At 53.4% G+C, this 23,939-nt stretch carries 21 protein-coding genes; all 21 read left to right on the forward strand.

Annotated elements, in window-relative coordinates; genetic code table 11:
• Nucleotides 1-203: 203 nt before the first annotated feature.
• The 21 genes from FEM03_RS20695 (at nucleotide 204) to FEM03_RS20800 (ending at nucleotide 23,924) form a co-directional block, all read left to right on the forward strand.
• Nucleotides 204-2,756: a beta strand repeat-containing protein gene (locus FEM03_RS20695; RefSeq protein WP_206171095.1), complete on the forward strand. Its 2,553-nt coding sequence runs from the start codon at nucleotides 204-206 to the stop codon at nucleotides 2,754-2,756.
• Between the two features lie 180 nt (nucleotides 2,757-2,936).
• A complete protein-coding gene (locus tag FEM03_RS20700; RefSeq protein WP_138088218.1) occupies nucleotides 2,937-6,239 on the forward strand; it encodes an inverse autotransporter beta domain-containing protein in 3,303 nt (1,100 codons plus the stop codon).
• Between the two features lie 94 nt (nucleotides 6,240-6,333).
• Complete coding sequence (locus FEM03_RS20705; RefSeq protein WP_138088219.1) at nucleotides 6,334-7,029, forward strand: hypothetical protein; 696 nt, start codon at nucleotides 6,334-6,336, stop codon at nucleotides 7,027-7,029.
• Between the two features lie 8 nt (nucleotides 7,030-7,037).
• On the forward strand, nucleotides 7,038-7,421 hold the full coding sequence (locus tag FEM03_RS20710; RefSeq protein ID WP_138088220.1) for a hypothetical protein: 384 nt from the start codon (nucleotides 7,038-7,040) through the stop codon (nucleotides 7,419-7,421).
• Between the two features lie 107 nt (nucleotides 7,422-7,528).
• Complete coding sequence (locus FEM03_RS20715) at nucleotides 7,529-8,941, forward strand: hypothetical protein (protein ID WP_138088221.1); 1,413 nt, start codon at nucleotides 7,529-7,531, stop codon at nucleotides 8,939-8,941.
• A 27-nt stretch (nucleotides 8,942-8,968) separates the two neighbouring features.
• Nucleotides 8,969-10,282 (forward strand): hypothetical protein, encoded by a 1,314-nt coding sequence (locus FEM03_RS20720; protein WP_138088222.1) that lies wholly within the window; start codon nucleotides 8,969-8,971, stop codon nucleotides 10,280-10,282.
• Nucleotides 10,283-10,302: 20 nt separating this feature from the next.
• Complete coding sequence (locus tag FEM03_RS20725; protein ID WP_138088223.1) at nucleotides 10,303-10,833, forward strand: hypothetical protein; 531 nt, start codon at nucleotides 10,303-10,305, stop codon at nucleotides 10,831-10,833.
• A gap of 17 nt (nucleotides 10,834-10,850) precedes the next feature.
• Nucleotides 10,851-11,492 (forward strand): hypothetical protein, encoded by a 642-nt coding sequence (locus FEM03_RS20730; RefSeq protein ID WP_138088224.1) that lies wholly within the window; start codon nucleotides 10,851-10,853, stop codon nucleotides 11,490-11,492.
• On the forward strand, nucleotides 11,489-12,196 hold the full coding sequence (locus tag FEM03_RS20735; protein WP_138088225.1) for a hypothetical protein: 708 nt from the start codon (nucleotides 11,489-11,491) through the stop codon (nucleotides 12,194-12,196). Before FEM03_RS20730 ends, FEM03_RS20735 begins: the two co-directional genes overlap by 4 nt.
• Before the next feature lie 4 nt (nucleotides 12,197-12,200).
• Entirely contained in the window at nucleotides 12,201-13,379 is a 1,179-nt protein-coding gene (locus FEM03_RS20740) for a DUF6508 domain-containing protein (RefSeq protein WP_138088226.1), read from the forward strand.
• A 69-nt stretch (nucleotides 13,380-13,448) separates the two neighbouring features.
• On the forward strand, nucleotides 13,449-13,880 hold the full coding sequence (locus FEM03_RS20745) for a hypothetical protein (RefSeq protein WP_138088227.1): 432 nt from the start codon (nucleotides 13,449-13,451) through the stop codon (nucleotides 13,878-13,880).
• A 61-nt stretch (nucleotides 13,881-13,941) separates the two neighbouring features.
• Nucleotides 13,942-14,442, forward strand: coding sequence for a DUF3592 domain-containing protein (locus FEM03_RS20750; protein WP_166443037.1), 501 nt, complete (start codon nucleotides 13,942-13,944; stop codon nucleotides 14,440-14,442).
• Entirely contained in the window at nucleotides 14,439-14,918 is a 480-nt protein-coding gene (locus FEM03_RS20755) for an META domain-containing protein (RefSeq protein ID WP_138088229.1), read from the forward strand. The genes FEM03_RS20750 and FEM03_RS20755 overlap by 4 nt, the downstream gene beginning before the upstream one ends.
• Nucleotides 14,915-15,553: a hypothetical protein gene (locus FEM03_RS20760; protein WP_138088230.1), complete on the forward strand. Its 639-nt coding sequence runs from the start codon at nucleotides 14,915-14,917 to the stop codon at nucleotides 15,551-15,553. Before FEM03_RS20755 ends, FEM03_RS20760 begins: the two co-directional genes overlap by 4 nt.
• Nucleotides 15,550-16,164, forward strand: coding sequence for a hypothetical protein (locus tag FEM03_RS20765; protein ID WP_138088231.1), 615 nt, complete (start codon nucleotides 15,550-15,552; stop codon nucleotides 16,162-16,164). Before FEM03_RS20760 ends, FEM03_RS20765 begins: the two co-directional genes overlap by 4 nt.
• A 541-nt stretch (nucleotides 16,165-16,705) precedes the next feature.
• Entirely contained in the window at nucleotides 16,706-17,161 is a 456-nt protein-coding gene (locus tag FEM03_RS20775) for a hypothetical protein (RefSeq protein WP_138088233.1), read from the forward strand.
• A gap of 3 nt (nucleotides 17,162-17,164) precedes the next feature.
• Complete coding sequence (locus tag FEM03_RS20780; protein ID WP_138088234.1) at nucleotides 17,165-17,596, forward strand: hypothetical protein; 432 nt, start codon at nucleotides 17,165-17,167, stop codon at nucleotides 17,594-17,596.
• Between the two features lie 77 nt (nucleotides 17,597-17,673).
• A complete protein-coding gene (locus tag FEM03_RS20785) occupies nucleotides 17,674-19,743 on the forward strand; it encodes a tetratricopeptide repeat protein (protein WP_138088235.1) in 2,070 nt (689 codons plus the stop codon).
• Between the two features lie 24 nt (nucleotides 19,744-19,767).
• On the forward strand, nucleotides 19,768-20,337 hold the full coding sequence (locus FEM03_RS20790; protein ID WP_206171096.1) for a hypothetical protein: 570 nt from the start codon (nucleotides 19,768-19,770) through the stop codon (nucleotides 20,335-20,337).
• Entirely contained in the window at nucleotides 20,334-22,388 is a 2,055-nt protein-coding gene (locus FEM03_RS20795) for a tetratricopeptide repeat protein (protein WP_138088237.1), read from the forward strand. The genes FEM03_RS20790 and FEM03_RS20795 overlap by 4 nt, the downstream gene beginning before the upstream one ends.
• Nucleotides 22,389-22,433: 45 nt before the next feature.
• Nucleotides 22,434-23,924, forward strand: a complete 1,491-nt coding sequence (locus FEM03_RS20800) for a hypothetical protein (protein WP_138088238.1) — start codon at nucleotides 22,434-22,436, stop codon at nucleotides 23,922-23,924.
• Nucleotides 23,925-23,939: the final 15 nt, after the last annotated feature.

A 23,939-nucleotide genomic window follows, 5' to 3' on the forward strand; every position in this document is an offset into this window, starting at 1 on the left:
CGCCATTGGGAGATCCGTTTGCGACGGGAAACACCATTCAGCAGGATGCCTATCTGACCTCCACGGCGGTGACCAGCACGCGCACCACCACGACCAAGACGACGGTGAAAACCATCACCTCGTTGTTTGAAGAAGGCATGGAAGGCTGGGATATTGAGGCGGCGATGCTGGTTCCCGGGGTGGATCAGTATCTGGATGTTTCGTTGATTGCCGGTTACTACAGTTTTGACAATCAGCCTTTCGGGCCCCAGCGCGGTGGGAGTGGCAACACGGAAGGTTGGAAGCTTGGGATTGAGGTTCGCCCGGTGCCGGCGCTGGTGCTGACAGCAACGTGGTATGATGATGAAGGATTGACCGGCAGCGACTGGGTAGCGGGTGTGGGCTTGCAGATACCGCTTGGCAAGGATTGGAAGGATGCGTTCAAGTCACGGCGGCGTCATTTGGCGGAGAGATTGGCTGAACCAGTGGCGAGGCAGAATGCGGCGATCAAGACATCGCGCAGTGTCGATGTTGATCAAGAGGTCAGCCAGACGAGCAGCACGCGCACGGCGGTGGTTCGGCGGGTGGTGAGTGAAGGTCAGGGACGCATCACGATCAAGGAAGACATCGTTTTTGTGAACAACGGTGGTGATGTGGGCAATGGCATCCAGACAGGGAGTGACATCACGGGGGATGGGACAGCGGAACAACCGTTCGAAACCATCCAGAAGGGGGCGGATCTGGCAGCGACCAACCACGTGGACAACCAGAAGACTTGGACGGTCTACACCCAGGGCGCAGGTGCTCATGGGGGCATTGGTTATGGAGAGAGCGTGAGCATTGGCAGCAGCACCGCCTTCATCAGTTCGGCCACGTCGATTGTGAGTCCGATCGGGGGAAGCTTTGGAACGGGTGATCGACCAACGGTGTTTGGTGGCTTTGCCGGAGACGCCTCGTTGTTTGTAGCGGGTTCGTCCCCGTCGACTTTTGTGGGGATTTCAGGTTACGAGATACAGGGTGGATACGACGATGACAGCATGTCTCCGCCCCATCCTTCGGTAGTGGCTCAGGCTGCCGGGGATGGCATCCATCTCCGCGATGTGGACCGGGTTGAGATTGTCGACAACATCATTGCGGAAGCGGAGGACGACGGGGTGCAATTGTATCATCAGGATGTGCTTGAAGCGCTCTTTGAGGACAACAGGATTGTGGACACCGTTGATGAAAACGGCATTGAAATTGACACTTATGGTTCCGACATCAATTTCATGAGTTTTGTGAACAACACGATCACCGGCAACGGGGACGACGGAGTGGATCTTGATATTGAAGGGGGACTGAATGGTTGGTTTGTCGACAATAACGTTTCGGACAACGGGGCCAACGGAATCAATGTTGGTGTCGGTCGCGACTTGATTGCGAACATTGTTGGAAACACTGTGAGCGACAATGAGGACGATGGTTTCTACAGTTTTGTCGGAGGTGATTTTATTGGGTCTGTAGTAGAGAATTCGGCCAGCAACAACGGTGCTTCAGGTCTGAATTTCGAGGTGCTGGGTTCGATGACAGCGGGCGTGATTGGGAATGTGGCGGATTCCAACGATCGGGCAGGAATTCAGGTGCTGGCCAATCAGTTTACTGGCTCGATGGCATTTAACGAAGTCACGAACAGTGACTTCACGGTGGGCATGTTGGTTTATTTGACAGGAAACTACACGGGAGACTTTGTTAACAATTCGGGATTGAACAATTATGCAGGGTCATTTTTGCTAACCTTGGGGTCTGACGGTGATTTCATTGGGAACTTGTCATACAACTCGGCCACTGGAGACGACGTTGGGATCTCGCTGAGTATGGATGCTCTAAATCTTTACGGCAACGTTGTCGGGAACAACATGAGCAACAACGGGAGCACTGGCATAGGGCTGAGCCTGGGAGAAAGGTTTCACGGTGATCTTTCCGACAACGTGGTTACTGGGAACGGGGCAGGAGGGGGGCAGGGAATCGTTGTGTCAGCGGCCGATTTCAAGGGCAACGTGATTAACAACGACACCAGTGACAATGCCTTCCGGGGCCTAAGCATCACCATATTTGACGGTGGAGGGATGTTGTCGGGCGATTTTGAGGGAAATGTCATCGGAAACCGTTCCAATAACATCTTGTCAGGCGATGGAATTGGTATTGTTGCCCAAGGGTCGTTTAAGGGTGACGTGGTTTCCAATATCGCCAACGGAAACAGGGTTGGCGGTATCAGCGTCCTGTCATTCGATGGAATTGAGGGTAACTTTTCCATGAATCAAACCTTGGACAACTCAGATAGTGTGGGATTGGTAATCAATACAGGCGGCAACGGAATCACGGGAAACATTACGCAAAATACCTCTACCGGGAACGGGATTGCGGGTTTCTTCCTCACTGCAAATGTCGGGAGTAATTTTGTCGGGAGCTTTTCGGACAACATTGCGAACAACAACAACACTCAGAACATTAATGGTGGAGGTGGCATTGTTGTTAATATCGACGGAATGTGGGCTGGCGACACTCAGAACAACGTCTCCAACAACAACCTTGGTGTTGGGTTTCGGATCAATGTCTCCGGTGGCTTCACGGGAACAGCCAGTGGAAACTCCTCCAACTTGAATGATGTCGGCTTCAGCACTGGGGCAATACTTGGGTTGGGGGCTGGAGCGGTGACCGGGCCAAATACGGCCACCGGAAACACGGTGTTCGATTTCGAATCTCCAGCGGGCTCGGCGATCTTAACCCCTCTGCCGTAAAAAACTTTGTAAGATTGTGCTGAAGGGAGGGAATTCTTGTGAAATTCAACTGACAGACCACATGGTTTTCGCTGTTGCTGATCCCCTGGGTGGACGTGGTCACCACGCCCGCTCTCAAGAAACGACTCTTGTCTGGTTGCTCCTCAATTTCACCTTCAGTTTCCCAAAAACTCTACCATCATGAACCTCACAAAACCTTTGTTTTTTCATCGTTGTGTTGCCGCCCTCAGTGCAGCGGCCATGCTGTCGGTAACGGGTCCCGTTGGGGCGGGTTCCGTCGCGAAAGCTCCTTTGACGGACCCGGTCAATGAGTATCACCCGATGTATTTTGGCACATTCAATACTGGGGTGAAAACCAGTGATGTTTACACGGAGGGCAACATTTCATTTGTGGTGCCGATCTGGAGTTCGATTGGCATGGATGGCACCCTTGGCGGAGGCACGGTGTTCCTGAGTCCTTATGTTTCGTTGGGTGAACAGGGCGAGCTGGCGACGTCACTTGGGTTGGGTTGGCGCTATCTTTTTAATGATCAGCCGATCGGGGCATTGAAGTCGAATGATCGTGCCGGATTCCTCACCGAAGGTTTTTATGTGGGTGCCAATGTGTTTGTGGACAACTTGCGCACCCAGTTTGACAACGACTTCTGGCAATTGGGCATCGGTGCGGAGATCGGCTCGCGCTATCTTGAGTTGCGGGGCAATTATTATCTGCCATTCAGCAGCGGTCAGAAGCTGGCGGAACGCACGAGTTCGACGGAGAAATTCACTTCACAAAGCCGTAGCAGCAGCACCCGTATGGAGCAGGACGCCGCGCCATTGGGAGATCCGTTTGCGACGGGAAACACCATTCAGCAGGATGCCTATCTGACCTCCACGGCGGTGACCAGCACGCGCACCACCACGACCAAGACGACGGTGAAAACCATCACCTCGTTGTTTGAAGAAGGCATGGAAGGCTGGGACATTGAGGCGGCCATGCTGGTTCCCGGGGTGGATCAGTATCTGGATGTTTCGTTGATTGCCGGTTACTACAGTTTTGACAATCAGCCTTTCGGACCACAGCGCGGTGGGAGCGGCAATACGGAAGGTTGGAAGTTCGGCATTGAGGTGCGCCCGGTGCCGGCGCTGGTGCTGACAGCAACGTGGTATGATGATGAAGGATTAACCGGCAGCGACTGGGTGGCGGGTGTGGGCTTGCAGATACCGCTTGGCAAGGATTGGAAGGATGCGTTCAAGTCACGGCGGCGCCATCTGGCGGAGAGATTGGCTGAACCGGTGGCGAGGCAGAATGCGGCGATCAAGACATCGCGCAGCGTTGATGTTGATCAAGAGGTTAGCCAGACGAGCAGCACGCGCACGGCGGTGGTCCGGCGGGTGGTGAGTGAAGGTGAGGGACGCATCACGATCAAGGAAGACATCATCTTCGTGAACAACGGCGGAGATGTCGGCAACGGCATCCAGGAAGCTTCCCCTCCCAACGGCGACGGCACGGCGGAGAATCCCTTCTTCGATATCCAATCCGGCGCTGATCTGGCGGCCACTAACTCCGCTGTTGACCAGAAAATTTGGACCGTCTACACCCAAGGTGACGGAGCGCATGGGGGCGGCAAATATGATGACCACGTCACCATCAGTTCGAGCATCAAGTTCACCAGTTCCTTGATTCCCATCGTCAGCCCCATCGGCGGCAGCTTTGGAACTGGCGATACGCCCACTGTTTCCGGTGGCTTCGCAGCAAACGCCGCTGACTTCATCTCAGCATCGACCACCCCCTCGGTTGAAATCCACGGTTATGAAATCATGGATGGTTACGACAGCAGCCTGACCACTTCCGTGAATATCCCCGGTGGCTTCAGTGCCGCCGACGGCGATGGCATTCACCTCAACAACATCAATCAAGTCGCCATCACCACCAACAACATCCACGATATTGTTATCGGGAATGGCGCCTACCTGGGCGGCAACCTCCCTGGCGGCCACCAGATCCTCGTCGCCGACAATGTCTTCAACCAGACCGGCGGCACCGGCCTGGAGTTGGATTTTTTCGGCGCCGACGTCAACGCCAACATCATCAACAACTCCGCCAACTCCAACGCCACCGGAATCGACATCGACCTGCAAAATGGCAACTTCACGGTCGTTATCGACGATAACATCACCAACTTGAATGGCGGCGACGGTCTTGTTTATTATCAGGACGGAACCGGCGACTTTGTCGGCAGCATCACCAACAACGCCGCCAACCTGAACGGCAGATTTGGGCTCAACATTGAACTCGATTCCGGCGACTTCGCGGGCGTGATTGCTTCGAACATCGTGCAGCGAAACGTGAACGATGGCATCTACCTCGAAATCGACGCCGGCGACCTCACCGGCTCGATCATCGGCAATACCTCGGCTCAAAACCTGGAGAACGGCATCCAAACCTACATCAGCGGTCTTTACCAGGGTTATACTGCCGACAACAACTCCAGCGGCAACAACGGGCACGGCATCTTCATTGAGCAGCGCGGCAATGGCAACTTTGGAGGCTCCATCATCAACAACACCGCCATTGGCAACGATTTGAGCGGCATTCAAATGGAGAGCCGCCAGGGTGACTTTACCGGCCTCGTCGCCAACAACACGGTCGAGGACAACAATGATGGCATCTTCCTCCGACTCACCGACGGCAACATCAACGGTTCCATCACCGGCAACATGGCTATGAACAACCGGGTGGGTTTAAATATCGCAACGGCTGTCGGCGACTTCAACGGCACCATCTCTGATAACACTGTCAACGAAAGCGGCGGAATAGGGATCAATCTTGCTTTGTTTGACGGTGACTTCGGTGCCGGAGGTCGTATCACCAACAACACCGCCAACGGAAATGATACTTTCGGCATCAATGTCTCCCTTTTTGCCGGAGATTTTGCCGGTATCATTTCTGGAAATACCGCCGGTGCCTCCCTGGCAAATTCGCAGCTTTATGGCATCTACATCACTTCAGTTGGAACCGGGGATTTTTCCGGTGCGATTTCTGACAACATCACCAATCGCAACTTGATTGGTGGAACTACACTGCTCCTGCAAAATGGGAACTTTTCCGGGTCCATCATCGGCAACACATCCAATGAAAACGAAGGTTCCGGCATCAATTTGAATGTTATCGTGGGGAACAGCACTGGCACCGTGTCCAGCAACACGACCAACTTGAACACCGAAATCGGCCTCAGTGTAAACCTTGGCACTGGCAACCTCTCCGGGTCCATCACCAGCAACACGGCCAACAACAATGCTGACTCCGGCGTCAGGCTCTCGGTTAATGGCACCTTCTCCGGGGACTTCTCCGGCAATTCTGCCATGGACAACACCAATTTTGGTTTCGACACGGGTGCCGTGGCCGTCGATCCAGGGGCCATCACCTCCCCTAACACCGCCACCGGCAACGGCATCAATTTTGGTAACTTAGTCTTCCCCCAGGCAATCGCCCAGCCATGATCGAATTGCTGGCATTTTGTAAGATCGATCCATCAGCCCCCAATCCCTGCATATGAAATCCAGTTCCCTTTGTGTTGTTTTTACGCTCCTAAGCATGACCTCTCTCGCTCATTCTCAGTCAGTGAATTTGGATGATCCCGTTGCGACGGTTCCGTTTAAAGAGGAAAAAGTGGGGGATTTTGCGGCGAGCGGTATTCTTGGTTCCGTGAAGGTAGAGGGAGCTTTTTCGGGAAGTCTGTTGACGGTCGATGAGGCGTTCACCACCAAGTATGAGAACAATCCACCGAGTGCGCCATTCAAGGTGATCGTTCCGAAGGATAAAGGTTTGCGTTTTCTTCCAGGGGGAAAGAAGTCGGGCGCGCCAGAGTTGATTCGTATCACGCTGCCGGACGCGGAGGAAAAGAAGGCGGTGGAGATTTTGCGTTTTGGTCCGCTCCGCTTGAAACAGGGGGCAGCCGAGGAACGGGTCAAGGCGGCGGTGAATTTGCTGAAGAAGGCAGCATTTCCGATGTTCACGAATGGATTCGAGAATGCCCGCGAACTCGAGGTCTATCTCACCAAAGTGGGTTCTTATGATGCGGCAGTGATGCACATTGAGATGTCAGCCCCCGCTGGAGGCCCGGACTATCTGGTCAAGGCCATCGCCATCCTTCATCCCACCAAGGATGGCGGCGCGATGGGTTTTCTGATGGCGGACAAGAACTTGAGCGAGGTGAAGTCGGTGGAGGATTTGAGTTCGAAAGGAGTCGGGATGCAGATCATTCACTCGCTAAAGTTCGTGGAGGAATAAGCGGACTCATGAGAACGACAATCGCACCAGCTGGACAACGCACGGAGATTTACAAAATCCGTCAGGGAAGCATTCCGATGCACTTCGACTTCACAGTAGAGCCGGTTGAGGATGGTGCAAAATTGAGTGGGGTGCTGGAGGTGACGTCTTCGGCGTGGATCATTCCACAAGCGCCGCAGCGTCTTCCCTTGCAGGCGAGGCATCAGGTGAAGCGGGGCATGTTCAACACGTTTTTCACCCTGGCGGTGATCCCGGATGTGGAGGTGAGGGTGGCTCCGGTCAGGGACGATGAAGGTGGGGGATCGGGCAAGATCTTTGTGCTGGTGCTGGGGTTGTTGATCGGCTTGATCCTGGCGATGGCGATAGGAATGTTCTTTCTTGGTGGGAGGTAAATGGTATGAGATATGTGTTTCCTTTTGATCTCCGGGTTTTGTGTCTTGGATGGGGGTTGTTGTCGTTTTGTGCCATGACGGTCAGTCAGGCCGCGGAACCGGCCGACATGAGTTCGTTAAACGCCGGGCAAAAAAAGGCGGTTCAGGAATATGTGGCCGAATCGAAGGCCTCGCTGGCGAAGCTGTTGGTGATTCTCAACCGGGGACAGGGGGCGGGCAACTGGCGCTCGGCATGTCGGGATGCGCAGTCGTTGTTGCAAGGGCTGCGTGATGACAAGCACATTACCCCGGCGTTGCAGAAGTGGTGGGATGACGAGGAGATTGCCTGGGAACGCATGGAAGTGGCGGGCGGTGCGGTGGCGGCCGCGAATGAGAAGCTTCTCGAGTTTTTGGATATTGTGGAGATGGACACGAAGCGCAGCGAGCTGGAGATCGAGACCATGTTTGAGTCGATGAAAAAGAACGTTGACCATCAGATCAAGCAACTCACGGATGGAGTGAAGGATGTCAACGATGGCGCCAAGGTGATGGAGGAGGTCAGGGAATTCCATGAACTGAGCAAGACGGAACTGAGTGAGGTGGCGGAGTCCTGGGGACTGATGAACATGGGCACCTCGTTTGTGATGAACTGGATGAACCGGATCACCGCGACCGAGAAGGCGATGTTTCGGATGGCGGACAGTCTGTCGCGCAACAAGGTGCGTTATGCGACGGAGCAGGAGCGGGAATTGGAAGCGTATCGCCGCATGCTGGATCGACTGGTGAACGAGAAGATCGATCCAGATGGGCGAGGTGCGTTTCATGAGGTGGAGAAAAAGATGGACGCGATGGTAGAAAAAAATCTCGATGCGTATCGGAAGGCGGTGGAGAAGTGGAGGGCGGTGAATGGTCCGTTATTGGAGAATGCCAAGGTGTATTTTAACGAGGTGGTGATTCCATTTGCGAACTCAGAGGTGGGGACGGCGTTGACCGTGGTGGGGCCCAAAACGATTGCCAGGGTGATGGTGGGAGTTGGAACCGCCGATGAGGCGTTGAGCGATTTTGCCAAGCGGGTTCATGATGCGTGCCGGGAGTTGACGGACCGCAGGAGTGGCGAGATTCATCAGAAGCGGTTGGAGGTGATCATGAACAACGAGGAGCGCAGGGACATCCTGACCGAGGCGGAACATCCGGTGCAGGACGGCAGGTTGAAGCGGGCGTTGTGGGAGAAGGAGGATGATGTCACGGAGGCCATGGAGAAGGCATTGGAGCCGCTCGAATCGAAGAAAGAGAAACTGCTGGATCAGATTGCCTCGGCAGATGTGGATCAGAAGCAGCTTGCCCAGTGGCGGTTCGAACTGCAAGGGGTGGAGAAGGAGATGGAGTTCAAAAAGGCGGGTGCGGCCAGGGAGAAGGCGTCGATCAGGTCCGGCTGGTATGCGCGTGAGAGGGCGGCGCTGGACAAAAAACAGAAGGATGAGCTGGCTGCGATTGATTTACAGATCAAGGAGGCGAACGCGCTGAAAAAGGTGGGTGGCTGATGATAGTCTGACGTTGTTGTTGTTGTTATGAAATGGTCCATTGTTATTTTTTGTCTGGCGGCTTTGATGTCGGGGCTGCCGCTTGGGTTGAATGGTGCTGAGAGTGCGCCGTCTGCGGAGTTATCCCGGGCGAGATACGAACTGGACAAGGTCGTGACGAAATCGAAGCAGCACGCGGGGCTGCCGTTTGAGCTAAGTGAAGGCGACCAGCGTTCGTTTCGCGAGGTTCAGCAGATTGCGGAGCGTTACCCGGATGATGTAAAGGTGCAGGAGCTGGTCGCGAAGGCGAAGGAAATTTACCGCAGCGCCAAGGGTGAGCGGTTTCAATTCACGCCCGAGATGCTTGCCTACCGTCAACGAGGTGCCAAGCTGGCGGAGGTGGTGGCCGCAGCGGGCAAGGCGCGGTGGGAGGTATTGCAAAAGGAACTTGGAGATGACGGGTTGCTGGTGGAGAAAATCTTTCCGACGGCTGACCCGCTTGAGGAGGGGCCCGATGGATTGTCAGGTCGGCGTGTGGTGCTGGCGGATGTGCCTTATGAGCAGGATTTGTTTGTCAGTGCAGGGGTGAACTGGGTCGGGGTGGGGTCGGCGGCTCAGGGACATTATTGGGTCAATGGTTCGGGCCCGCGGTTCAATCAGTTGTTTGAAGCACTGGGCCGCTATCGCGGATTGGTGCAGCAGAACCTTCCGCCCAAGTGGACCTTTGTGGGGAGCGTGGATGGTCCGGAGCTGCTGGCCCCGGGCGGGAGTGCGGCGGACATCAAGGAAGCCTACATGGGATGGGCGGTGAGTCCTGAAGTTATTTATATTCCGGGTGTGGTGCTGGTGGAATGGCGGGCGGATGCAAAAGCCGGGGCGGTTTTTGCGGGCGAGGAGGACATGGCAAAACGGATCACTTATTCAGTGAATTCGGTGCCGGATGATGTGGAGCCAAAGCAATTGCTGGAAATTTATATCACGGCGTTGAAGGAGAAGAACTTTGATCTTCATCTCGAGTGCATTGATCCCGAGCTGCGCAAGGTGGAGCCGCAGATTCATGGGTTGCGTTACAACTGGGAGGTTCAGCAGAAGGGAATTGAGCAGATTCATGTGCATGCGGAACCTTTCGAGATCGGAGAGGTCAAGGTGATCAAGGGGGGGACGGATGACGGGCTCGAGTCTTTCTTCGGCGATGCGGAGAAACCATTGAAGACCGCTTTTTCAAAAGAGGAGGAAGTGGTGGTGAACGTGCGGCTCTTTGACAAGGACGGGGTGCAGTCGGTGAGACCAAGGGTGGTGAAGCTGATCCGGCGTGAGGGAGGCAGATGGTATATCCGTTCGGGTGCGACGCTGACGTTTTGAGGGCCTAACTTTTGAGTGTTATGGGATTCTTTTCCAATTTATTCAATCCGGTGCCGGACAATCCGACGCGGGAGTTTCCGCCATTGACCGCGCCTCTGAAGTTGGTGTGGCACACGGAGCTTGGTCAGGTCAACCGAGTGTCTCCTGGCGCATCGGTGAATGAGCTGGTGGTGTTCGGGCCTTGCGACAATTTCCTGGAGCTGGGCGAGCACGCGTTCGAGTTTACTTATCCTGAGTTGGGTTTGATCTTGCAATGCTCGCAAGGATCATTGGAGTTTATTACTTTCATGATATCGGAAGACGATCTGGATGATCCTGAAATGCAGGTCACTTATGCGAGACCGTGGATCGAACCGATTGGCCAGTTATTGACACCGGAAACCGATGCGCGTGCGTTGACCGCAATGTTTGGAGCATTTGAAGTGGCGAGTGAAGATGAGGAGGAGGTGATTGGGAATTTTCGATTGGGCGGGATGGTTTATGAGGCGTCGTTTGGGGCGGATGCGCTGTTGAAGCGCCTCATGATTTATCTGGATGACGCCAGAAAATGACGTGTTGGTCGAGGTAGTTGGCTATCGTTTTTGTATTCAATTTAAGTGATGACTTCCAGAAAAAGCAAACGTGCTCCTGTTGCGCTGAAGGACTCCAGGGGAGTTCGATGGTTGTATCTGGCGATCATATTGGGGATCTTTGGCCTTGGGTGGTTGGTGGGACGCAGCGGGGAGGTGCGGAGGTTTCGATGAGCGAAGGGATAGAACATTTGAAAAAGCCGCAGGGTTCTTTGTCCACCGGCACGATCGTGCGGGTCCTGGTGCAATTGTGGTTTACCTGGCATGCGGTAATTTTGATGCCGGTGTTGGTTTACATGTCGGTGCGCAATATGATGCAGCCAAGGCCTGCAAACCTGATGGTCTATGCGTTCATGCTTCTGCCTGTTTGTTGTGTATTTTTGATGGTGAGCATTTTTGCTCCGCAACGTTGGTATCGACGACGGCGGCTGGGGTGGTTCTTGATGCTGATGCTGCTGTTGGGATGTGCTTGTGTGGGAGTGCTTGCAAGAATCTTTTTTACTGATGAGGATCTGAAGAGTTACAAGGACTATCACATGCTGTTCGGTCCGGTGGTGGTGGCATTGTGGAATGTTGTGCGCATTGCGAGGGTGCAATGGAAGACAGCGGTGGACCTTGAACCCCAAGCCATGAATCCATGATGGCATCGCGATCATCTTCAAAACGATGGGCTGTGTCAATGGCACTGCTGTTGGGACTGGCGGCAAGCGGAACGGCTCAAAGCATGGAAGATCTACGGAGGGACTATGAAGAGTATCGGTCGGAGTTGAATGAACTTGCGTTGCTTCGTCCCGATGCGGAAACGCCTTTGAGTGCAAAGGTTGAACTGCCTCCGGTCTTCATTCCGGACAAACCAGATGAGACCAACTCGGCCGTGGTGTTGCTGGATCATCTTGGCGCAAAAGGAAAAATTCAACCGGTGTATGGTCGGCTTAACCTGAAGTTTCCGGGGCCCATGCTGGCCTGTCTTGAGCTGGCCGGGCTTTCTGAGGACGAGTGGCTTGGTTTGTCGGAGGATGACGTTCTTGGATTGAAACGGGTGATGAGGCTACGTTATCTCGCGGTGGTGGAGGTCACTCATTACAAGTCGGGGGTGGCGCTTGCTGCGGGAAAGGTGGATCCGGGGTTGGTGGACATTAGGGCATGGCTGATCGATCGGAACTTAAACCAAATTATTTGTGTCACAAAGGCAAAGGCATCGAACCAACAATTGGGTAAGCGGATGAATGCAATTTCCAGGCAGCATGATCTGGCGGGTGATCTGGTGACGAATGCGAGAAAGTCCGTTTACGAGGTGTTGCAGGGTGCGACCGGAGGAGTGTTTCGAGACAGCGAATCCGAGTAATTGAATGATGCAAAATCGTGATCCAGACATGAATGATTTGGCAGCGCTTCGGGCTCGCTTTGATGCGGCGTTGGGAGCGAAGGAGGCGATTGTCTGGAAGGCGGGCGCGCCGGAGTATCCTGTGGCGGTGGGAGAGTTTTTTCGGGCGTTGAATTTGCCGCCTTGGAATCATCCGGGCTATGACCCTGCTGCCCATGGAACTTCGCTGGAAGGTCTAGATGAAGCAAGCCTGAATGAGGTGAAGTCCATTTTGACAGGCTGGGGAAGAAGTGAACGTTTTTCAGATGGTGCCTGGCAGGTGGCCCTGGAAAAGGCGCCGATCAGCAAGGTGCTGGATCGTGCTGGTGAATTGATCCATGGATCCATCGGCGATCCGAAGCTGAAGATGGTGCCGTTGAATCATCCGATGGTGACCGTGGCGGGGGGGATGATTTGGGGCTGGCTCGGGTTAAAGGGGTTCTTTGTGGGGCTGGGGCTTGTGGTGGAATTCTTGCGCAGTCAGGGGTTTATTCCGCGCGGGGAAACGCCCATGCCGCTGTATATGCTGGCCTGTCTGATGATGTTGGGGGTGATCTTCAATCTCGTCGTGGATTGGCGGGCGAAGCGGGAGTTCGCGGCCATTCGACGCGGAGAGTATTTTGCCAGGTGGACTTATGAAAAGGGTGAAGCGCAGATGATGATCACCATTGATGAGGGACAACGGGAGGGAAAGGTCAAGTTCCTGTTCTGGTTGCCGGTCATTGGATTGGGATTGGGGGCATTGATTCTTGGGGTGATCGGAGCGGTGGTCAAGGGCGATTGGATGCTGCCCTTGAAGGCAGTGGGCATAGGTCTGGGGATTGGTCTTGGGTTGGGGGTGTTGTTGTCGGTGCCCGCCCATTTTATGACCGGAGTGAAGCCCAGGCTGACACGGGAGATGGTTGCCGAGGTAATTTTTACGCGTGAGGGATTCTACCGGCCCGGGGAGTTCATCCCGGTGATGGCATACGGCAAAGGCATGCGCCTGTGCATTGACGATTTTGATCGGGGCATCGGTCGTGGTTGGCTGACGTTCCGACTGATCCAGAGTTCTCCAAACAATCCGGCTTCGAAAATGTCATCGATTTTTAAATTGCTGGTCCCAGCTGGTGAGGAGGAACAAGCCAAAAGTCTTGCCCATTATTATCAGAACAGCGAAGTTTAAGCATCATCAACATTCATCCCAACCATAAATATGAAAATAAGTCATTTATTACTCGTCCTGCTCCCAGCCTTGTTTCTGACATCCTGTGGAGGTGGATACAAGACGGATGTTCCTCCTCCATCCGGCAAGGAGACTTACAAAGAGATTCTGCCTGCCGAGATTGGCGGAGTGGCCGTTGATGGCAAGAAGCTGGAGCTGGATGCTTCACGTTATCAGGGAGTGGCGGCAAGTTATGGCGCCGGGGCGAAGCTGACGGTGTTGCAGTGCAAGGATCAGGCGGCGTTGGATGAGTATGTGAAGGGAACGGTGGTGCCGGGGTTGGAGGAGTTTGGCAGTCGTTCGAGCGGCAAATTCAACGGCGTTTGGAGCTTGAAAGGCAGCGGCAAGACAGGGCGCATTTATGGGTGGCAGAACGGCAACTGGCTGTTTGTGATCCAGGCGTCGAATGATGAGTTGTTTGACGAGGTCGTCGATAAGTTTGCCTACATCAGCAAGGAATAATTGATTTTCAAAAGAAAAGGAAAGCATGCCGAATCAACGCAAGCGTCCTCGTTCCTTCCCTTTGGAATATTCAAAGGGAAGGAATTGGTTGATCACGGGATGTATTCTGGCGATTGCTGGGGTGCCAGTCTTTGGATTGGCGGCTTACGAGTATCTCAACGCCAGTCCTGCGATGGGGTGGCCGACGACCATCGGAATGATTGAGTATTCGAGGGTGGGCAGCGGAGTGGATGCTTCCGGGAGGCTGGGCATAAGTTCTTCGTATTTTCCTGAAGTGGGTTATCGCTATGAAGTCGATGGGGTGAGTTATTCGGGGAACAACGTTTATCTTGGGATAGGTTCGCCATTTAAAAAAGAAACAGCGGCAGTGGTGGCAAAGTATCGACCGGGGCAGCAGACGAAAGTGTATTATGATCCGCTGCAACCCGACACGGCGGTGTTGGACCCAAAAGTGCAAGGGCAGAATTTTGTGGCGTTGTATCTCAGCGCATTGGCCTCGGGCATGGGGGTGTTGTGTCTTTCGGTATTTCGCACCATTCGAAGAAAGGAGCTTTGGGGATGAAGATCACGTTGTTGAAATGGATGATATTCACGGCAACATGTCTGGGGTTGATCTCTTGCAAGGAGAGGCCGGGGGAACGCGTGGAGGAGTATTGGGAGGAGCGCGTGCAGCATAACCTCAATGTGGCTGACCTGTCCCGCAGTCCGTGGAAGCTAATCGACTGGGGAGATTCGGAGATGCCGGTGACGGGTGATTTGCCCTGCATGTTGAACTTTGTCGGTCCCGACAAGGCGCTGGTGGTGAGCATGGGAGAAGGTCGATTTCAAGGGATTTGGAAAATTTCAGGATGGCGCATACAAATCCAGGAACTTGCCACCAAACCTTGGATCCCCTTGCCAGGGGAGATTGGTTCGAGAATCAGCAACGTAGCTGAGTGGGGTATTGACGCAAATGTTCTTACCCTGAAAGGCCGGGACGGGAAATGGATGAAATTTCAACGTGATACTCAGTCGCCATCAGGGGGATCGGAATCATGAAGCGACGCATTCAAAGCATGATGAGCGTGGTGGTGCTGATGTTGAGTTGGGACTGCTTGTTGGCGCAGCAACCGGGGGACGAAGTGATGGCAACCGTGGGGCAGGTCAGGCAGGAGTTGGAGAAGAACCAGGATAATCATGCGAGGCGGTTGATGCTGGCAAGGTTTTTGCATGGGTTCGGAGAGGTCAAGGAAGCGATGAAGTTTTGCGAGGGGATAACCATTGAAGCCCAGAATTCCTCCCTGCGTTGGAGGGCGCGGTTCGAGATGTTTTTGATGCGCAGTGAGCTTGGCGATGGGCAGGCGGCAAAAAAAGTTTTGCTGAAAGAGCTTAAGACACCTCCACCTGCCAATGAAAAATATGATCCGTGGATGTTGAAGATTGGGAATTATCTGGTGGGCAAAATGGAGGAGGAGGAGTTTGCAAAGCGAAGTTTGCCAAAGTTACAAGACCCGCTCTTTCATGATACCCACTATTACATGGGGATGAAAATGTGGATTGAAGGGGATCGGGATGGCGCGTTTGCTCAATTTAGGAACGCGATGGAAGTCAGCAAGGAATCGAGCGCGACTTATCAGGCAGCGAAGCTGAGGTTGGAGATAGATGAAACAGGAAAACCATTGTTGGAACCATGAAAAAGCAGAAGAAAACGTCCAGTCGTCCTTGTTCCGTGTGGATGTCGATTTTCATCACCTTGATCATTGGTGTGTTTGTCCTGCTCGGCATGCACCCTTTGTTTGAGATGGTCGCTCTGGCTGCGCCCACCAAGGAGGTGCCGGTGAAGTTGGTGGATCGGGATTTGGTGGAGACTTGGGGAGCTTCAACCCGGTTTTATACGTCCAAGCAACTGTCGCACCGGGTGACCGTTGAGTTTGAGGACGGGAGCACACGCCAGCTGGCGTGTGATAAGGAGTTGTTCGCGGCGGCGAGGGGGGCAGGCCGAAATCTCGCTGAGTTGAAACTGAAGATGTCGGTTTTTGGGGATCGTCCGAGGGCATTGATCATGACAACGAAATCCTTGGTGAGTGTGCCGATGCTCGGAGTGGAGGGCAAAACGAAAACGACTGAGTATCGCCTGGCGTGGACCAATGCAGCGTTGGTGATCGGATTGTTTTTTTGCTGGAGCATAGTCGGGTGGTTTGTGTGGCGACTTCCTTGTTTGGAGGGGTTTCAATGGAGTGTGTTTGTGATCGGTATGGCGGTGATTGTGGTGCTGTCGTATCGCTGGTGGGTGGGAAGTGTGTGAGGATTTATTTATGAGCATGATGTTGACGCAGTTGAGGGAATTGGAGCTGAAGGTCGAAGGCGGTGGCGTCGGCTCCGAGCACAAGAGGGCGCGTGCGCTTCCCTTGGCGATGTGCTTGTCGGTGATACTGTGGTGTTTGGGTGGTTGCGTGTCAGTAAAGAAAGATTGGGCTTTGGTGGGAAGCGGAGGGCTGGGACGGGTTGAAGTTGCTGTTCTTCACGAACAGGGTAGGGAGCATGTGGCGGCGTTGCTAAGTAGCACGCAGGATGACAGGCGGAGAAACCAGTATGCGTTCCTGTTAGGGAAGTGGGAGGCTTCTTATTGTCAGATGATGGTCTTTGAGCGGGACGGAGGGAAGTGGATCCGTATGCAATTTTTTCCGAAATCGCTGGCGACGCGGCAAGGGTTTCAAGGTTGGCGTTCCAGGCCGCTGTTGATTGGGGGTGGGGGGGAAGATTTTTGGGTGATTGAATATGACCCAACCCAGCGGAGGTTCTCCAGGCCGGTAGTGCATGAATCCATTTAAACTGATATTGATGATATGAACGCTGACGTCTCAAATAATTCGCCGCCTGTTTGGTTGATTGTGTTCATTCCATTTATCGCCATCGGGTGTTTTGGGATGTTTTGGGTGTTTGTCGTTTGGATGAGCAGCTGGCTAAGTGGCTGGAGGCGGCTGGCGAAGCTATATGGAGGCCATGCGCCGCCACAGGGAAAAGTATGGCCTGGTCTGTCTGGCAATATCGGTCTGATTTCTTATCGGGGTTCTCTCTGTGCGGTAACAAATGAGGATGGAATGTTCCTTCGTCCGGGGCATTTGTTTGGATTTGGCCATGAGCCGATCTTTATCCCTTGGTGTGAGTTTTATCAGGCGAGACGGAAGAAGTTCCTCCTTAGTAATTTGGTGTCGGTGAACATTGGTTCGCCGAAAGTGGCAGAGATCACATTGGCGGCGCAGGTTTTTGAACAATCAGAGGGGGCGAAGGTGCTGAATTAGGTTATGAGGCATTCCGGCAATTTCTATCTGTTTCGACTTGGGCCCGGCTGGCGTGGCCTGGTTACGCTGGCGGATGGGTTGGTGCTGGCGATAGCGTGGATGGGAGTAATTCTCTCGGTGGGCGGGGTGTTTGTTTTGTGCGTTTGGTGGTTCGGGGAGATGGGGATGTTGATTCCGCCAATGGTTGCGGTAGCCGGGGTGTTTATTTTGCTGCGAAAGGGGAAGTGGGGGGGTATTTCGAGGATGATGCGTAGATTGGGAGATTGCTTTCCAGGCTGGTTGGTCGTGATGCAAGGCTGTCACGCCAGAGTGAGATATCATGGCGAGATCTGGAAGTTGTCGGAACCCGGCGTGTATGGACTGAGGCCGGGGTGTCTGGTGTTTTTTAACGGAACAGAAGAACAATGGGATCGGTTTGATCCCATGGCGATGTAAATTTAAGAACCAAGATTTCCCATGATTCACGATATTTTGATAGATACAACGAACCCAATCACCAACCTTATTGTTTTATGAAAACTGTTCTGCTGCTTTGCATTGCATTCGCCTTTCTGCCCACCTTACTTCCTGCCCAGTCGATTCCTGGTGTGTTAATGGAAATGGACATCATTGAATCCAAGATGTCTACTGGTGATAAAGGACATCTTGGACGTATTCGTGTTGATTCAGTTGACTCCTCTGACATCCTGCAAGTCACTTGGAATTATGAAGCTGGCGGCGAAAATAAAGGTTATGCATTGATGCTTGATGGACGGCTTGCCATTTTCACTGGGCCTGCCTTGGAAACGCTTTCTATTTACAAGAGGGATAAGAAGGGGAATCATTTCATTGGTCGCAGAGCGGAATTTTTTGCCAATCCACCCAAAGTCAAAAAGCTCAAACTTACGCCAGAACCTTTCGTGCCCGAATACAAAAGCAGCGAACTTATGCGCTTTGTGCTCGACATCAATCTGGAGACTGGCTTCGGGGAGGCCATTGAACTGTTGGGAAACGAGCGAGTTGGACGGCTCATTGAAGATGAAGATTATTTGGTGAGTGCCACCATCAAGCCCCGCAGTTCCGGTGTGCTTTTGTTGTTAACTCCTTCGCCAGATGGAAAGAGTGCGCGCGTGCAATGGCACATGCTTCACAGCCCTGTCTCCGGCAGCTATGTATGCAACATCACAAGTTTGCCCGGTGGTGTCGATTCATTGTTCGCAGTCCGTCTTAGTTCCTCTGCGGGAATTTTTATTCCAGATGACGTGGCTACTGAAAAAACTGTGCAGACGCCCGAATCTGATATGATTCAAGCGGACCTGATTTTTGAACAATCCCTTAAGCTCGTGCAAGAAGGCAAAGCGGAGGACGCCATCAAGGGATTTACTCGTGCGCTTAAAGTCTATCCTGATCACATCAAATCTTTGGGCGCGCGAGGCGGGATGAAAGTTGATATGGGCGATCATAGTGGCGCGATTGCAGATTTTGAGAAACTGCTTCCCGGAAAACATCTCAACGCTTCCCTGTGGCGGGCACGAGGAATGGCCTACGAACGCGCAGGATGCCCGCGCTTCGCCATTCATTGCTATCATCGAGCGATCTCGCAAGATCCGAACTTCGGGAGAGCGTTCGCGAGTTTAGGCTTGATCCACGTCAATCTTGGACAGCCAGCCAAAGCCATTGAATACATTGATCGCTATATCGAACTCACGCCCAAAGGGATTGACATTTACCAATATCGCGCGGTTTCTTTGGCCCAATTGGGGCGTCACAAGGAGGCATTGGCCGACTTTGATCATTATCTCAAAAGCAATCCCGACAACCTGCATTTTCGTTTCAAACGCGGCACCACCCTGATAGATTTGCAGCAGTGGAATCAAGCCATCGAAGCTTTTCAAGGTATCATTGCAGCCAATCCTGCCGACGCTGCATTCCACGCTGAAGTCTGGCATCATATTGCCTATGTTCAACGTCAGCTCAAGCAATGGGAACTCTCCATTGCAGCCTCCACCCAGGCGGCGGCTCTTAACCCACAGGATCCAGTTTTTGTGCGGGAACGCGGTATTACCCACTTCATTTCTGGCAATAGTGAGGCAGCTCTAGCAGATGTTGAGCTTGCCCTAAAGTTGAATCCTTCTGACAAGATGGCACTGTCTTATCGCGGAAAAATTCGTCTTGTTTTAGGTGAGTGGAAAAACGCTGCCACGGATCTTGAACAAGCTCTGGAAAATGGCATTCCCAAAGGTGGAATACCTCATGCTCCGCTGCATCTGTGGCTATGCAGGCTTCAGTTGCGCGCCGACCGTGCCGCTGCAGATGATGAACTCATCCGTCATTACCGGACCGGCGGTGCCCCGCTTTCGCCGTGGTTCATTACTCTCATCGACTACATCACGGGGCATGCCAGCGAGGATCGAGTCGATGCCAGCATTGTTGATGCGACAGACGATTATCCCACCGCAGTGGTCTGGTTCTATGTTGGGATGGTCAAAGTTCAGGCCCAAGATGCCGCTGGTGCAAAAGCCGATTTTGCCAAGTCTGTTGCTACTGGTCGAACTGATTTAGCGGAGGTGAAGATTGCCAACATGATCTTGCAAAAGCGCTAGTTATAGAAGCATCCCAACAACACGATGAATATGAGCTTGATGATGCTTCAGGAAAATTGGTTCCAGCCGCTGTTGGCGAGATACTATTTTAGACGATCTGGCGAGTCTTTGGAGTGGTGGGGGTGGCTAGTCGTGTTGGGCATCGTTGCGTTTTTCCTCCTGGTGTTTTTTCCGCTGTGCCTGTTGTTGTGGCATTGGATGATGCACCGAATTGGAGGATGGGGGCGGTTGGCTGCGAATTACGGTGCGACTGTTGGCATTGAAGGCAAGCAGTTCAGGGGGTATGGCTCAGTGGGATTGATGCCGCAGAACTTTCTTTCGTTTACTGCCAATGATGAGGGTTTGCGGATCAAGAGGTTGCAGTTCTTTGATCGTGTCAACAAGCCGTTGTTTATTCCGTGGAAGGACTTTCATGGGTTACGACCAGGGAAGAGTTATACCAAAGAGACCATGGTGGTTTTGGACATAGGGCGTCCTGTGGTGGGCAGGTTGTTGTTGCCGGTGCGGGTGCTTCAGCAATCGGCTGGGAAGGTTTTGTTGGTTGAGGCTCCACCGGCAACGGCTGAAGCGGCTTTTAACAAGGAGATTTCATGATGATCATCGATATGAAGAATAAAGTTACAGCCGCAGCTTTTTTAGTTACGGTGATCACTTGTGCGCTGTCGGGGGATCTTTCGGCCCAGGCGGTGATGGTGTTGAATTCCCCCAAGAGTTTTCGATCTGATGGTGGGGAAGGTGGTGCGAGCACGGTGAGGCTTGAGGTGACGGGAAAGGATGCGTTGTTGGAGGTAAAGGAAGAGTTTGAAGATGGATCTTCGGTTGATGGGCATGCGATGTTTTCTGGTGGGCGGTTGGCGATGGTTTTGGGTGAGGGTGCGGAATATTTGTCGGTTTTTTCAACGGATGAGGGGGCGATGTTTGGGCATTCGTCAGTCATTCAAGCAGCTGCAAAGTTGAAGAGTGACAGGTTGGAGGCGACATCGGTGGACGAGGAGTTTGTGACGAATGATGGGAGCAGGTTTGTGGTGAAAATGAATAAGAATGAGGGGACGGGTTTGGTGGTGGCGGTGACGGATGATGAGAAGGTGGGCGTGGCTGTGGTTGATCCTGGTTTTCTGGCGATTGCGTTGGCGGGAGAGGAGGCTGAGGTGAGGCTGGAGTTGTTGAGTTTTCTGTCTGATGGGAAGTCGATGGTGGGTCGAATGGTGGTGTCAGGTTCTTTGGCGGCGGGGGTGCGTGAGTTACAGGTTACCAGTGGTTCCAAGGAATTTGTGGCATGGCTTGAAGCGCAGGCGGAGGTTCCGAGGGTGGCGGGGAAGACGGCGATCAAACCTGCGGATGCAGCCGCGAGGAAGGCGGCGGATGCGCTGTTTGATGGGGCGAGTGAAGCGTATGGAAGGGGTGAGCTGAAGAAGGCATTGGAGGGGTTGGATCGTGCGATTCAACTGGATCCGGGGTTTGGTGCGGCTTACACGAACCGGGGTGTCATCACGGCGAATCAGGGGGCGGTGGATGAGGCGCTGGGTGACTTTGATCAGGCGGTGCGGTTCAATGCTTATGATGTGACGGCTTGGGGGATGCGTGGGTTGATTCATTACAAGGCGAAGCATTTGCGTTTTGCGATTCATTGTTATGATCGTGTGCTGTCGTTGCAGCCGGAGAATGTCAAGTATCTGGGTAATAGGGCAAAGGCTAGGAGTGAAACGGGGGATTTGAAGGGGTCGTTGGAAGATTATGATCAATACATGGAGTTAGAGAAGGGCAATGCTGTGGCTTACAATAATCGTGGGTTGGTGAGGTTTGAACTTGGGGATGTGGAGGGGGCGTTGGAAGATTATGCGGTGAGTTTGAAGATGGATCCGAAGAGTGCGATGGCGTGGTCGAACAAGGCGGGTGCGCTTCTGGATTTGGGTCGGTATGATGAGGCGGTGGAGGCTTATGGGATGGCGTTGGAGATTGATCCCAAACGCAAGGTGGATTTGAAGGGGCGGGCTTCTGTTCAGGAGATCCTGAAAAATTGGGAGGGTGCGATTGGAGACTATGACCGGATTTTGGAGATTGATCCACGGGACGCGGAAGCTTTCGATGCGAGGGGCTTTGTGAAGGATTTTGCTGGTGATACGAAGGGAGCGGTGGCGGACTTGACGCTTAGTCTGGAGATCGATCCAGATAACGAACACGCGTGGTTTAACCGGGGGGCAATTCATCAGCGTGAAGGACGTTGGAAGGAGGCGGCGGATGATTTTAGAAATTGTTTGAAATCGGGGGATGAATATACCAATTATTCTCAACTCTACCTTTGGTTGTGTCAGGGGAAGATGGGAGAGATGGAGGCGGCGACGAAGGATTTTGAAGCTTTCCTGCTTTCAATTGAGAAGGGTGGGGAGAATCGGTGGTTTCATCATGTCGCGGGGTTTCTTCTGGGGCGTGTGAACGAGGAGGCTTTGTTTGCGGCTGTCGACAGGACGGGTGATGAGGATGAGGGGGCGCAGGATTGTGAGGCCTGGTATTATGTGGGTCTGAAGAGGATGGAAGCGGGCGATAAGAAGGGAGCGGTCGATGCATTTGGCCAGTGTGTGGCAACCGATCTTTGGATTCACCTTGAGTATGCTGCGGCCAAAACCCGGCTTGAGGAACTGCGGTGAACCAACTTTAGAAGTAAACAAACAAGTGACCAAATAAATAACCTTATGAATATAGTAACTTATCTGATCATGGGATTAGTGCTGACGTCTTTTGGTTTGCCAATGATGGCGCAGTCGGAGACTCGCAAGAGTGAGATTATTGGCGCGGTGGGTGAGCAGGCCGACGATGCGTTGTTTTCGGTCCATCAGGCGGTGAATGCGCTGGCGGATGGCTGGGTGAACAAGACGTTTGAGGAGAAACAGGCGCTGGAATTGGCGACGAGTTATCGGGGGAGTGCGGAGTTGGTGGATGGGTTGGTGAAGGGGAAATCGGAGGATGTGAAGCGGACGAGTGGTTTGCTGGTGAAGCAGGCGACGGCTTTGGAGGCGTGGATCAAGATCGGGGATGAGGCGTTGGCGGAGACTTATCGGAAGTTGAAGGAGCAGGCGGATGCAGCGATGGCGGGTGGTGCGGAAATGGGGCCAGAGATGGGAGCGACGGTGGCGCAGGGGGAAACGATTGAGTTGAAGATTGTGAAATCGGTGGCACCGGGTGGGAAGGAGGGAGACTTGGGGACGATGACGGTGACGCGGAAGAGCAAGGAACTGCCGCTGGAGGTCAAATGGGCCTATGCCGACGGTGGTTCTGATCAGGGGCTCTGCGTGCCATTCCCGAACAGCGGCGAAATGGCGGTCTTCTACGGTGAGGGTGTGAAGAGCGTCCATATCTTCAAAATCGATGGCAAAAACATCACCGGTTGCTGGGCCTCCGTCGAAGGCAATCCCAAGATCCGCAGCATCAGGCTCACCCAAGCCGACAATGTCAACGACTATGACATTGTTGGGGTTGAGGGAGGAAAATTCTCGGTCATGGCTTTCAAAGGTGGCATGGCCAGTGTCACCTGGAAATTTAAAGGCGGTCTAGAAGTCTCCGGCATTGGCGTGTGGAAGGGCGACTACCTGGCTGCCATCGATGTCGAACCCAAAGCAAAGGCCGGCGTTTTGCTTTACAGCATGGCTCCCGATGGGAAAACGGCCACCTGTCGCTGGATCATGAACGACGTAAGTGGCGTAGGCGAAGAAACCCTTGAAGTTACCGCCATGTCGCCGAATTTCCTCACGGGCGGTGGATCCCCAACTGTCACAGCGACAGCAGGCAACGTCCGGGATGAAGTCCGCCAGATCGCCGAACAGCTGCGTGAAAACCTGGGCAATGCGGTTCAATACCGGCCCAGCACCTCGCAGATCAACGCGATCTCTGCCACCCTGAATGATGCCGAATTGCTGCGTGCCTACGTCGAGGAAGTTTATACCCAGATCCCGTCTACAGGCCCCGCCGCCAAACCCGGCCAGAACGAGATCCTTGTTGAAGGCCCCGACCTTAAAGATCTCCCCGGTGGATATACCCAAAAGATCAAACACTTCCGTCCCGGCACTGACATCTACCGCTTTAAATATGTTGCCCCAGGCCAGGACATTGGCATGTCTTATGACGGACTTATCAAAGTCAAAGACCAATGGATATTCATTCCGAAAGCCTGGCGGGCTTTCAAGTAAACTACCCAACAACAA

It is taken from the genome of Phragmitibacter flavus (genome assembly GCF_005780165.1).
In the GTDB taxonomy this organism is placed as follows: domain Bacteria; phylum Verrucomicrobiota; class Verrucomicrobiia; order Verrucomicrobiales; family Verrucomicrobiaceae; genus Phragmitibacter; species Phragmitibacter flavus.